The organism is Rheinheimera sp. F8 (assembly GCF_001518915.1).
The window spans coordinates 1,108,262-1,119,689 of sequence record NZ_CP013656.1; the positions used below are offsets into that span (position 1 = coordinate 1,108,262).

The following is an 11,428-nucleotide window of genomic DNA, read 5'->3' on the forward strand; positions in this document are numbered from 1 at the left end:
ATTGCCCGCTGTCAAAGCACTGATTGAAATAACAAAAAACCGGATTTTCACCGGTTTTTTCTGGACTTTTCCTGTTTCAGGGTCTAGGCGCCTGGCTGATGGCTATTGAGCTGTAGGCAGCACGGGATTAATGTCCGGCTTCTGACTGAATGTCGGCAACGACGGCGAGCCACAAGCCCGCACCTGATAACGGTAACCATAGGGCTGTTTAGCATCCGGTGTGATGACGAGTACTTCATAATCATTCAGATGTACCAGATGCTCGGCCCCTTGCATCAGGCACTGCGATTTGTTCAGACTTTCGACTGAATATAAAAATCTTGCAACAGTACGGTTGATCCAACCAACTTGCGGATTAATCCCGCTGAGATCAGCAGGCTCCGGCCCAGTTTTAAACAGATCAATGTCCATATCTGATTTTTTGTGCCCTGCAGATGTTCTGGCCTCAACAGTCGAATCTTCCGCCTGAAACATGGCCAAAGCAGCTGTATCGCCGGTCAGATAGCCAGTCATAGCAGCAGTCAGATACATAAACACCACCGGCAAAAATGCCACACGGATTGCAAGCGACAACTTTGGATAAGAACCATTTTGCAGGTGATAACTGCGCACCCCAAGCGGCCTGAGAAGAAGCAATAAACAAAACTTCAGCGTGTGAAGTAACAGATACACCGTCAGCAAAGCGAAGGCGAGGATGAAACACCAAAATGGCGCCAGCAGCATCAAGGTCAGGTTGACACTAAATGGCACCACTTCCGGTCGCACCCCGATCAGGTTATTCACAGAACTATCCGCCAGCGCAAAACAAAAATTAGCCAGCACGGCATAACAGACCAGAATAAAAGCTTTACCCGGCAGGCTGTGCCAAATGCGTACAAATCCCTGCCAGATATCACTGATCACGGCACCGAACAAACTGACACCCAGCAAACCCAGCAGCCAAGGCTGGGTGCCCAAGCTCAGCATCCAGCCAAGCACCAGCAGCGTCGATATCAGATAACAGCGTTGTGCCAGATCCAGCTGCTGCCAGATATGCGCACATCGGCTGCGCCCACCCGACAACCGCTGTACGGCTTTTTCCTGCCAAATCACCAGCTGCTGCATCGGTTAGCTCTGCGTTTGCTGAGCGCGGCGAATTAATCCGGTCAGCACTGGCGACAATAAAAACATCAGCACTGCAGAGCCCAGCCCAACCCAGCCTAAAGTGGCAAACACGCCAGCGTAGATATTCAGTGCATCCGGCACCGCAGTGCCTGCCGGCATCGATGCTAAGGCGCCAAAACGGCCGGCAATCATTTCACCAAAAGCAGAAGCGAGGAACCAGACGCCCATCATCAGACTGACCACCCGCGCCACGGATAAAGCCGTCACAGCTGACAGGCCAATCGGCGATAACGCCATTTCACCGATCACCAGCACGAAGTAAGCCAGAATAAACCACCAGAAACCGGCAAGCCCGGTATCTAATGGGTTCAATGCGGCATATTGCAAAATAAAATGCGCTAATCCGGCACATAACAAGGCGATACCAAATTTGTTGGGCGCAGACGGATTCCAGCCTTTGCGATCCAGCCATGGCCATAACCAGGCGAATGGAAACGCCAGCAGCACAATAAAAAAGGACGCGACAAAGGTCAGTTGTGATGAATTAAAGGCGAAGCTGAACAGCCCCAAATCAAAAGTCGGGCTTTCCATCACGCGATCTGAATACGCCAGCCAGCTGCCGTAAGTCTGCTCATACAGGCCCCAGAACACTGCAGAAATGGCGGTTAACACCATCAGCATGATCATATTGGCGCGCTCCAGCGCGTTACACTGGATAAAAATAAACTTAAACCACCAGACCATCAGCACCAGTGTCAATGCCACCGCAACCACTTCAGTTGCGGTGATTTCAGCGCCGGGCGCCATGCCCAGCATGGCACCTAAAGCGCCAAAGTCGATGCTGGTCTGCAGAATTTGCTGCACCGCAGCCACACCGACTAAAGCCAGCAGATAAATCAGCGTTTCGCGGCGAATACCGCCTACTTTTTCCGTCAGCAGTGCCGGGTTCGCTGGCTCTGCCTGGCCATGGAAATGCTTAGTGCCTTTTAAAAACACCACTAAACCGAGTAATAAACCGATACCGGCCGAGCCAAAACCGTATTCCCAGCCATAGGCAATACCAATCCAGCCAACAAACAAACTGGAGAAAATTGCGCCTAAGTTGATGCCCATATAAAACAGCGTAAAGGCCGAATCGCGGCGCGGGTCGCTGTCGATATACAGCCGGCCGACGATCGTCGAGATATTCGGTTTGAGGAAACCAACCCCAACAGCAACCAACGCCAGCGATGCGTACATCACCTGCAGCGCAAATAAATCAGCGCCACTTTCAGCGCTGGCCTGCGTGCCTTTGTACGCCATGCCTAACATGCCAACGGCCATCAGCGTGCCGCCAAAAGTGACCGCCTTACGCATGCCGAGATATTTGTCCGCCAGCAAGCCACCCACCACCGGCAGCGCATAGGCAAGGCCGGCATAAGTGCCCAGCAGCAGATAACCATTTTTATCGTTGAATAAATGATGTTGTGTCAGGTAGAGAAACAGCAGCGCTTTTAAGCCATAAAAGGCAAAGCGTTCCCACATTTCGGTAAAAAAACAGACAAAGAGTCCGACCGGATGGCCCAGCCATTGTTTTTGGCCAGCCAGCACGTCATGTGTTGAGGTCATAGGGATCCCGGAATTGATTGTTATCATTATGTACCGCCGGATGCGGCATGCGCTGTACTATACCATGCTGAAATGATTTAGGAAGTGGCGCCCGGACTGTCTAAAACGACCATGTCGCGGCCATTCGCTTTGGCCTGATATAAAGCTAAATCAGCCCGGTGTACACAATGATCAATGTCCTGACCGGCATGTAATGCCGCCACGCCATAACTTGCGCGTACGGCCAGATCTTCGCCCTCATAGTGCAGCGGCGACTGGCGTAACAGCGCCTGAAACTGCTGGAGCAGCGGCAGTGTCTGCGCCGGTGTATAACCCGGCAACACCAGTAAAAACTCTTCGCCACCATAACGCACAATCAGGTCCGTTTTAGTCAGCAATTGGCGTAACAAAGCGGCAAAATGACGCAATACCGCATCGCCGGCCTGATGGCCATAACTGTCATTCAGTTGTTTAAAATGGTCGATATCCAGCAGCACCAGACTGATATTCTCGCCTGCAGCCACCCGTTGTTGAAATTGCGGCGCTACTTTAAAAAAGTAACGCCTATTGCTGCTTTGGGTCAGTTTGTCGGTATTGGCATCACTGCGAAGTTTATCAATCAAATCATAGATATAAGAAATTGCTAACCCGCCAATACACAAGGTTTCCAGCGTCAGCGTGACCAGGGTCATCACCATCAGCTGACCTTGTTGGTCTGGTCTGAGTAAATAACCGAAGATCGGATACAGCAGCGGGAGCAACAACAAAGCGACCACTGTGCACAGCAATAAAACGCGGTCGCCGAGATTCCCAGGTCTTTGTTGCTGCCGGATCAGTGAAAACGTAATCAATACCGGAATACAGAAGGAACCCAATGCCAGCGGCAAACGAATAAAAATGTCGTTATGCACCGCTGTAAACCAGAACAGCGCCGCAGCTAACCCCAGCACATGGACCGCGATCCAGCCGAGAAGCCGCGAGCTTATTTCGAGTTGATAGCGCAGTCGTACGCCGCAATAAAACAGATAAACCCCGCATAAATACAACATGTTATTGCAAACAACAGAGAATAAATGCAGGTCGATAAAACGCAGGCAATACACCAGATACGCCAGAAACTCAGTCAGGAAAAACCAGCTGAACAGCTGGAGAGCACGGCGTTGATACGCATTCGGCTGGCCAGGCAGCGAACGGATAAACAGCAGATAGGCGGTCGTCGCAATAAACAGCACCAGCACGCTGAACAATATACTGCTTTGCAAAGATCCGATTTCAGCGACAGCCATGCGACAACATCCTCAAGACCGGCAACCAGCCGGCACTTGATGAACACTAAGCAGGAAACCCGGTTTGAGCAAGTAAAGTGGCTTATTCTGTTACTGTTTTTGATTCAGCCAGGTCTTTTTGCTGTTGCTGCCACAACGCCAGTTGCTCACGATAATAATCCCAGACACAAGGACAACAGCTGCCGCTGCCACAACATTCGTTGCTGCCGGGCGGTTCCGGCTTTTCAAGCAATTTGACAGGAATAGTGGCTGCAGGCATAAAGACTCCGAAAACTTTACTGGTATCAGGTGCAGATGAATCCACATTACAGCCGGATCTGGCAAACAGTGCAACAAATCCCTGCCGGAAAGGTGGCCAGTTATGGCCAAATCGCTGATTTAGCCGGCCTGCCCGGCCGCGCCCGTCTGGTAGGCAAAGCACTGGGTTATAGCCCATCGCCACTGCCCTGGTATCGGGTGGTGCGCAGCAACCTGAGTCTGGCGTTTGCGCCCGGCAGTGCCGAAGCGGCGGAACAAAGCGCGTTGTTACGAGCTGAAGGCGTGTTGCTGCGCGGTGTCAAAGTGCCGGCGCAATACCATTGGCAACCGGATTTGGCTGAGTTGTTATTTAACCTGCAGTTCTGAACTCAGTCATTTTTTGCGGGGAGACGCCAGGCGCGCACTAACCAGCGCAGCGGTAATTGGGACAGTAACATGCCGGTTAACATCAGCGCACAACCGAGCAAAGCACGGGATGTCAGGGTTTCACCCAATAACCAAACCCCGCCGATAGCGGCAAACACGGTTTCCAGACTCAGAATAATGGCGGCATGGGCCGGATGCGCCTGGCGCTGTGCGATAATTTGCAGCGTATAAGCCACTCCGGTTGCAATGACGCCGGCGTATAACAAAGGCACGGCACTAGCAACAATAGCGCCCAGACTGATAGGCTCGAGCCAAAACCCCAGTAGCAGGCTTAAAATACCGCAGACCATAAACTGCAACATCGCCAGCAACACTGGCGTCATTTTGCCGGCGACATGGTCAATCGCCAACAAATGCGCGGCCCAGAAAAAAGCGCCGACGAACAGCAGCAAGTCACCCGGATTCACCACAAAATCACTGGTTACCGACAAAAAATACAAACCAGATAACGCAATCAGACAACCCACCCAGGTATTGGCACTGGTTTTATGTTTCAGCCATAAGCCGAGTAAAGGCACCAACACCAGATATAAGCCAGTGATAAAACCCGTCTTCGCCGCAGTGGTAAATTGCAGTGCAGCCTGTTGCAGACTGGCGCCAATAAATAACAGCAGCCCAACCGGCAATCCGGCCCGGCAGATGGTTTTGATATCCGCGCCCTGCAAATTGTCGTGGCGTTTTTGCCACAGCAATAGTGGCAATAAACTCAGCGCACCAATCAGAAAGCGCACCCCGTTAAAACCAAAAGGGCCTAAATTCTCGAGGCCAAGGCGCTGCGCAACAAAACCAAAGCCCCAGATGGCAGCGGCCAGAATTAACAACAGATTGGATTGCAGCATCGACGGACTCCGCCGCCCGAACCGCCCGGGAGCTACGCCGCAGAAGATTCAGGCCTGGTTGGTATCATGTTGAATGCAGAAGCGTGGCAACTGTGCCGTTTGGACCAAAGGTTATTTACGTTCGTTGCCCTGAATAAAATAACTGACTTGTGCCCGCGGATTCAGATATTCATACACAGCCTGCGGCAACGCCGAAGGCTTTAATACTTTGCTGATACTGAGTTTACCTTCCTGCAGCGTAATCACCGGCGCTTCCAGTCGCGGGATTTGCGAGTCGTACACCAGCACATTCGGATACAGCAACTGGTCGCTGTTGACCGACATCACCAGCCCCACTCTGTCATCACTGAGCTGCACTATAGTGCCGGGTGGATACACGCCCATCATTTTAATCAACTGGCCCATTTCATTGGCGCCCAGCTTGCCTTTCATCGTTTTAAACAAATAGGACATCGCATGATGCGGTGAGCGCGCTTTGGTCACGTCAACCGGATGACAAAGATTATCAAACTCGTTGACCACGGCCACCACTTTGGCCATCGCATCGATTTCGTTATCTTTGAGCCCCAGTGGGTAACCGCTGCCGTCCAGATATTCGTGATGTTGCTCCACCACAGGCCAGGCCGTTTTTGGAAAGGATTCGGTCAGTTTCAGCAACTCGATACCATAGCGGGTATGCATTTTCAGCAAGTTCGCTTCCGGCGCGGTTAAAGGTTCGGTTTTACGCAGAATTTGCGTTGGGATCTTCAGTTTACCAATGTCGTGGAATAACGCGCCGAGGCCGGTCAGTTTGACCTGGTCTGCATTCATGCCTAAATTTTTTGCCAGCATCATCGACAACACGGAAACGTTCAGTACGTGAAAATAAATGCTTTCCTGTTCTTTGCTGGCTTGCGAAATCAAATGCAACACTAATGAATCAGCGTTGATAATGGTATCGGCGATCTGATGGACCAGACTGGTGGCTTCTTCCACCGCCTGCAAGGGCCGGCTGCCGATTTTTGACATCACATTGCGCACCTGCACCATCGACTTCTCAAACGCCTTTTCGGTGCGCTGCAACTGCCGGCGCTGTTCTTTCGCCTGCTCGATCCGCTCGTTTTTTTCCCGCTCCAGCTGATAACGCAATTCACAGGCATGCTGCGCCAACTCTGCTGCCGGTGCGGCATCTTCGTGAATTTCCACACTGCTTTTATCTGGAAAGAAATAAACAAACGTTAAATCCAGAGTCTGGATAATGGCAATCTGTTCGTGATTTTCTACTTTGAATTTATTGGTCAGAAAAGGGTGCTTCATCCAGTTCACCGGTAACTGAATGAAATAACCAATTTTGACCTGAGACGGACTTATTTTCGCAACTGACACGCCACCCCCTTGATTCGGCACAAAATTCATCGATGCCGGGTAGAAATGACTACTGGAACTGCACTGAGTCTAGCAATCTATCACACAAATGTCTTTGATCTGACTGATGTTCTGCGGTTATTGCCATGTTTCACCAAGAATATGTAACTTAAATGAAAATAGTTATCTAACCGGATGTAATCGGTACCAATTTTTGCTGATAACGCTGCGCCAGTTCGGCAAAATGTTGCAGCACAAAATCGGCCTGATCACGATAATGACCATTGTCCGGGTTCAGATATAAACAACTCGGCATACCCGCCGCGCGTGCTGTAGTCAGATCAAAATGAAAATCACCAATAAACAACAAGTCTGCCGGCGCTTTTTGCCAATGGCTGGCGATGATCAATAAACCGGTGGGGTCCGGCTTGGCCGGCGCATCTTCGCGCGTCAGCACCAGATCAACGGCAATGCCAAGCCGTTGCAGGCAATGCTGGGTAGCACTGCGCATATTGCGGGTCAGGATCGCTGTTGGGATTTGCTGCTGTTGCAGCAGCGCCAGCAACTCGGCTGCACCGGGCATCCAGTCTGCGGACTGTGCCCCTGCCAGTTCAAATTGTTCAATGATGGTCACGGCGCGCTGATATTCACTGCGGACGGTAATGGTCGCCAGATGTTCCAGAATAGGCGTGCCGGCCGGCCAGCCAAGCTGTTGACATAACAGACTAAAATCAAGCTTTGAATCGACCAGCGTGCCGTCTAAATCAAAGATCACGCCCTGATGTTCACCCAATTGCATCAATATTATCCTCTGTAGTCAGGTCGCTCTGGAATACGGCAGCCCAGTCATATTGGCTCAATTGCTGAGTGAACCACAACAGCGCCTGGCCCGGTTGCGCCTGGCGGCGCCAGCCCAGATACATCATGGTTCCGGCGCGCGGCACCTCGCAGGCTTTAACAATCAGCGATCCCGCCTGGATCGCCTGGCTAATCAGATGTTTGGGCAGGAAGCCGACACCTAGCCCGGCCTGCTGCGCGGCAATTTTGGCCTGCATGCTGCTGACGAGCACCCGGCGGCGGCTGTCGTATAAACCGGAATCGCGCGCCGGTAAATCCAGTGCAGAATCACTGACGACTATCGCGGTTTGTTGCTGTAGATCCTGTTGCGTCACCACCCGGTTCAGCTGCGCCAATTCATGATGCGGCGCGACGGCAAAGACAAAATCCATCTGCGCCATCGGCTGCAGCTGGAACTGACCAGAGACGCCTTCACCGGATAAACCAACGGCTAAATCGGCCCGGCCACTTTGTAAAGCTTCCCAGCCGCCAGCCATCACTTGCTCGGTCAGCATGATTTGCGTCAGTCGGCCGAGCTGATGGAACTGGTCAATCAGACTGAACAACGGCTGCAACGGCACCACTGAATCCACCGCAATGACCAGCTGACGCTCCCAACCGGTATCGAGCTGCCGCACCGCTTCTTCTAATTGCCGGCTGGCCAGCAATAAATGACGGCCTTGCTGTAATAACAGCATCCCCGCTTGTGTCAGCTGGGCTTTTTGCCGGCTCCGGTCAAATAATTGCACGCCAAGGTCGCTTTCCAGCCGGGCTATGGTGTAACTCAGCGCCGAAGGCACCTTGTACAGCGATTCAGCTGCAGCGGCAAAACTTCCTTTACGATCAATAGCATCCAGCGCTCTGAGCGCTTCAAGGGTTAACACTGGCTGTAGCGCCATTTGCTGAACTCCGTTCATTCAAATATTTTGAACATGAGTGTCAATTTATTCCGCTTTTTTCAGGAACGCAAGCCGGTTACATTTATCTCAACGCAGCAGAACGCAGGCAATAACGCAGGTAGTAACGGCGAATGCAGCAGAACCTCAACAACATATTGGAGCAATACAAATGAAAAATTTAATCAAAACTTTCGTACAAAACACACAAGATTCAGGCAACAGCATCGCCAGCCTGGCGCTGCGGGTCCCAGCCGGCATCATTTTCGCTGCACATGGTGCACAAAAACTGTTTGGCTGGTTTGGCGGTTATGGTCTGCAGGGCACAGCTGGCTGGATGGAAAGCATCGGTCTGACCCCGGGCATTCCACTGACATTAATGGCCGGTGGTGCTGAGTTCTTTGGTGGCCTGGCGTTAATCCTGGGTCTGCTGACCCGCCCGGCAGCCTTTGTCCTGGCCATCACGATGCTGGTTGCGATTTTCAGCGTGCACTTTGCCAACGGCCTGTTTATGAGCAACAACGGTTATGAATTTGCCCTGTCACTGCTCGCCATCAGCGTGGCATTGACCTTCAGCGGCGCTGGTCGCTTTGCCATCGATAACTGGCTGGCGAAAAAACTGGCGTAACCCGGCCACTCATACGACGGCAACCCCCGGGTTGCCGTACTTCCCGTTAAACAGCTATTCAGGAGTCACCTCATGATCGAATTAAGAAAATCCGGCCAACGCGGCAGTGCGAATTTCGGCTGGTTACAAAGCCGCCACAGTTTTTCCTTTGGCCGCTATTACGATCCAGCGCAAATGGGCTTCTCTGCCTTACGCGTCATTAACGACGATCAGGTTGCCCCCGGTGCCGGTTTTGATACCCATGGCCATCGCGATATGGAAATTATCAGCCTGGTATTGGATGGCGTGATCGCCCACCGCGATTCAACCGGTGAAGTGGCAGAACTGCCGGCCGGTGAGTTTCAGCTGATGAGCGCAGGCCGTGGCATTATGCACAGTGAATTTAACGCCAATCCGGACAAAAACCTGCATTTCCTGCAGATCTGGATTGAACCGGACAGCGTCGGCGGTGAACCAGGTTATCAGCAAAAGCCGTTTGCCCAAACGCCGGGCCTGACGCTGGTGGCGTCAAAAACCGGCGAAGCCGGCAGTCTGCATTTAAAACAGGATGCGAAGCTGTATCAGCTCAGACTGGATGCCCAGAGTCAATTGCAGTATCAGGCGGCTGCCGGCCGTAAACTCTATGTGCATCTGGTTTCCGGGCCACTCAGCCTGCAAAGTGCAGACACTGAGATCACGCTGCAGGATGGCGATGGCGTGAAAATCGCCGATCTGACTGACTGGCAGTTGGTCAGCGGTGCACAACCGGTATTTGCCTTGTTGTTTGATTTACCCTGAGCCTGAAACACCTGTCAGCAAAAGGCCCGCAATCGCAGCGGGCCTTTTTTCTACCGCCGGCAAGTGTCAGCGCCCACGCACCACCACAGTACTCTGCCCAGGCACTGCAGCGATATCCTGAATATCCACATGACCTTTGACATATTTTTTCAGATGCTGGTACACCGCGGTATTGCCGGCCTGAAAAGCAAAACTGGCGACCGGCAGGTCATTACACAGCAGTTTATTCGCGGCAACCGCCGGACGAATGCGGTTGTGTTGCAGGTCCTGCTTAAAATCCAGCCGGTCTGACGTCGCGGCGCTGATACATAATGCTGTTTCCATTGATGGGTCTGCCGCTACATACAACGGTTCGGCGGCAACGCCTGCACTACTGACGATACAACAAACGATAAAGGTGAAAATACGCATGATGGCTCTCCTGTTTGCAACATCATCTACAGAGTCGCATATCAGGCGAAATTAGTTGTGAATGGCAGGCTGAAGACTGTAACAAACACTGCTGGCTTCACCCCGTACCGAATACTTATCTGCTTCATTTTCATCAGATTTTCTGCCAGTGGTAGCAGAAATGGGACAGGTCTGGTTACAGAGCAACAGCTATTTTCCAGCCCATAAGACCCGCCAGCTTTTTTCCGCCGCCCTCTTGCGGCAAAAAACAGAACACATATACTGTATATATAAACAGTATATTGGTATTGATATGCAACTGTCCGATCTGAAACAACAGGGTCACATCTGGTGCCTGAATGATGCCCCTTCCCCGCAACAAGCTTTGGCTCCGACTGGTTTTGCCGAGCTGGATCTGTTACTCGGCGGTGGCTGGCCCACGCAGCAGGTGATTGAGCTGCGCACGGCTTTTGGCATTGGTGAATTCCGGCTGTTATTACCTTATCTGCAACAGCAGGCCAGCCTTGGCAAGTTACAGGTGTATATCAACACACCGGCTCAGCTGCATGCGCCTTTCCTGAGCAGTCAGGGCCTGCCGTTATGGCAATTGCTGGACGTGCGGGCGCAGGATCGTGATGCGTTATGGGCGGCCGAACAATGTCTGAAAAGTGGCTGTTGCAGCACCGTCTTGTTGTGGCAGCACACGCTGAATATCGCCCGGCTGAAACGCCTGCAACTGGCTGCCGCAGAAGGCCAGGCCGAATTATTCTTGATCCGTCCCGCCGGTCAGGCACAGCTCAGTTTACCGGTAGGCCTTAGTCTGGCGCTGAGCCCCGCCGCCCTGGGCATTGAAGTGCGGGTATTAAAACGTCGCGGCGGCTGGCCAGGTGCCCGGCAACTGGTCAATTTCTCCGGGCGCTGGCCCCGACTGGTGCAGCAGCACGTCCAGCGACCGGTACAGTATGGGCCAAGCCCGGTGCATGACAGCGCCGCTGTTGCGATCTGAAGTGCAGAAGCGTCATGGCCTGAAGCTGCACGGACCTGATGCAGCAACCG

The 11,428-nt window shown here is 52.4% G+C and carries 13 protein-coding genes; 4 read left to right on the forward strand and 9 right to left on the reverse strand.

Annotation, left to right across the window (positions count from 1 at the left end; genetic code table 11):
- Window positions 1-102: 102 nt before the first annotated feature.
- From ATY27_RS05025 to ATY27_RS05040, 4 genes are all read right to left on the reverse strand, one after another.
- Entirely contained in the window at window positions 103-1,104 is a 1,002-nt protein-coding gene (locus tag ATY27_RS05025; protein WP_208930897.1) for a hypothetical protein, read from the reverse strand.
- Window positions 1,105-1,107: 3 nt separating this feature from the next.
- Window positions 1,108-2,712, reverse strand: a complete 1,605-nt coding sequence (locus tag ATY27_RS05030; protein ID WP_208930896.1) for a peptide MFS transporter — start codon at window positions 2,710-2,712, stop codon at window positions 1,108-1,110.
- A gap of 77 nt (window positions 2,713-2,789) precedes the next feature.
- Window positions 2,790-3,977 (reverse strand): GGDEF domain-containing protein, encoded by a 1,188-nt coding sequence (locus ATY27_RS05035; protein WP_208930895.1) that lies wholly within the window; start codon window positions 3,975-3,977, stop codon window positions 2,790-2,792.
- Window positions 3,978-4,059: 82 nt separating this feature from the next.
- Window positions 4,060-4,236, reverse strand: a complete 177-nt coding sequence (locus ATY27_RS05040) for an oxidoreductase-like domain-containing protein (RefSeq protein ID WP_208930894.1) — start codon at window positions 4,234-4,236, stop codon at window positions 4,060-4,062.
- A 35-nt stretch (window positions 4,237-4,271) separates the two neighbouring features.
- On the opposite strand from ATY27_RS05040, the gene ATY27_RS05045 reads away from it, so the two are divergent.
- Window positions 4,272-4,601 (forward strand): MGMT family protein, encoded by a 330-nt coding sequence (locus ATY27_RS05045; protein ID WP_208930893.1) that lies wholly within the window; start codon window positions 4,272-4,274, stop codon window positions 4,599-4,601.
- Between the two features lie 2 nt (window positions 4,602-4,603).
- Here ATY27_RS05045 and ATY27_RS05050 read toward each other — a convergent pair whose 3' ends face one another.
- The 4 genes from ATY27_RS05050 to ATY27_RS05065 form a co-directional block, all read right to left on the reverse strand.
- The gene (locus ATY27_RS05050; protein WP_208930892.1) at window positions 4,604-5,500 is read right to left on the reverse strand and encodes a DMT family transporter; all 897 of its coding nucleotides are present in this window, start codon (window positions 5,498-5,500) and stop codon (window positions 4,604-4,606) included.
- A 111-nt stretch (window positions 5,501-5,611) separates the two neighbouring features.
- The gene (locus ATY27_RS05055; protein WP_279614556.1) at window positions 5,612-6,895 is read right to left on the reverse strand and encodes an HD-GYP domain-containing protein; all 1,284 of its coding nucleotides are present in this window, start codon (window positions 6,893-6,895) and stop codon (window positions 5,612-5,614) included.
- A 136-nt stretch (window positions 6,896-7,031) separates the two neighbouring features.
- Window positions 7,032-7,643: an HAD-IA family hydrolase gene (locus tag ATY27_RS05060; RefSeq protein ID WP_208930890.1), complete on the reverse strand. Its 612-nt coding sequence runs from the start codon at window positions 7,641-7,643 to the stop codon at window positions 7,032-7,034.
- Entirely contained in the window at window positions 7,630-8,580 is a 951-nt protein-coding gene (locus ATY27_RS05065) for a LysR family transcriptional regulator (RefSeq protein ID WP_208930889.1), read from the reverse strand. Before ATY27_RS05065 ends, ATY27_RS05060 begins: the two co-directional genes overlap by 14 nt.
- A gap of 169 nt (window positions 8,581-8,749) precedes the next feature.
- On the opposite strand from ATY27_RS05065, the gene ATY27_RS05070 reads away from it, so the two are divergent.
- Complete coding sequence (locus tag ATY27_RS05070; RefSeq protein WP_208930888.1) at window positions 8,750-9,205, forward strand: DoxX family protein; 456 nt, start codon at window positions 8,750-8,752, stop codon at window positions 9,203-9,205.
- Between the two features lie 72 nt (window positions 9,206-9,277).
- Window positions 9,278-9,982: a pirin family protein gene (locus ATY27_RS05075; protein ID WP_208930887.1), complete on the forward strand. Its 705-nt coding sequence runs from the start codon at window positions 9,278-9,280 to the stop codon at window positions 9,980-9,982.
- A 66-nt stretch (window positions 9,983-10,048) separates the two neighbouring features.
- Here ATY27_RS05075 and ATY27_RS05080 read toward each other — a convergent pair whose 3' ends face one another.
- A complete protein-coding gene (locus tag ATY27_RS05080; protein WP_208930886.1) occupies window positions 10,049-10,393 on the reverse strand; it encodes a DUF3718 domain-containing protein in 345 nt (114 codons plus the stop codon).
- Window positions 10,394-10,685: 292 nt separating this feature from the next.
- On the opposite strand from ATY27_RS05080, the gene imuA reads away from it, so the two are divergent.
- Window positions 10,686-11,378 carry a translesion DNA synthesis-associated protein ImuA gene (imuA, locus tag ATY27_RS05085; RefSeq protein WP_208930885.1) on the forward strand — a complete coding sequence of 231 codons (693 nt, stop codon included), beginning with the start codon at window positions 10,686-10,688 and terminating at the stop codon, window positions 11,376-11,378.
- The last annotated feature ends 50 nt before the right edge of the window (window positions 11,379-11,428 follow it).

Coding starts and splice junctions, on each gene's coding strand:
- ATY27_RS05035 (WP_208930895.1), bottom strand. CDS start 3,977: ATGGCTGTCGCTGAAATCGGATCTTTGCAAAGCAGTATATTGTTCAGC.
- ATY27_RS05045 (WP_208930893.1), top strand. CDS start 4,272: ATGAATCCACATTACAGCCGGATCTGGCAAACAGTGCAACAAATCCCT.
- ATY27_RS05060 (WP_208930890.1), bottom strand. CDS start 7,643: ATGCAATTGGGTGAACATCAGGGCGTGATCTTTGATTTAGACGGCACG.
- ATY27_RS05040 (WP_208930894.1), bottom strand. CDS start 4,236: ATGCCTGCAGCCACTATTCCTGTCAAATTGCTTGAAAAGCCGGAACCG.
- ATY27_RS05075 (WP_208930887.1), top strand. CDS start 9,278: ATGATCGAATTAAGAAAATCCGGCCAACGCGGCAGTGCGAATTTCGGC.
- ATY27_RS05055 (WP_279614556.1), bottom strand. CDS start 6,895: ATGAATTTTGTGCCGAATCAAGGGGGTGGCGTGTCAGTTGCGAAAATA.
- ATY27_RS05050 (WP_208930892.1), bottom strand. CDS start 5,500: ATGCTGCAATCCAATCTGTTGTTAATTCTGGCCGCTGCCATCTGGGGC.
- imuA (WP_208930885.1), top strand. CDS start 10,686: ATGCAACTGTCCGATCTGAAACAACAGGGTCACATCTGGTGCCTGAAT.
- ATY27_RS05030 (WP_208930896.1), bottom strand. CDS start 2,712: ATGACCTCAACACATGACGTGCTGGCTGGCCAAAAACAATGGCTGGGC.
- ATY27_RS05065 (WP_208930889.1), bottom strand. CDS start 8,580: ATGGCGCTACAGCCAGTGTTAACCCTTGAAGCGCTCAGAGCGCTGGAT.
- ATY27_RS05070 (WP_208930888.1), top strand. CDS start 8,750: ATGAAAAATTTAATCAAAACTTTCGTACAAAACACACAAGATTCAGGC.
- ATY27_RS05025 (WP_208930897.1), bottom strand. CDS start 1,104: ATGCAGCAGCTGGTGATTTGGCAGGAAAAAGCCGTACAGCGGTTGTCG.
- ATY27_RS05080 (WP_208930886.1), bottom strand. CDS start 10,393: ATGCGTATTTTCACCTTTATCGTTTGTTGTATCGTCAGTAGTGCAGGC.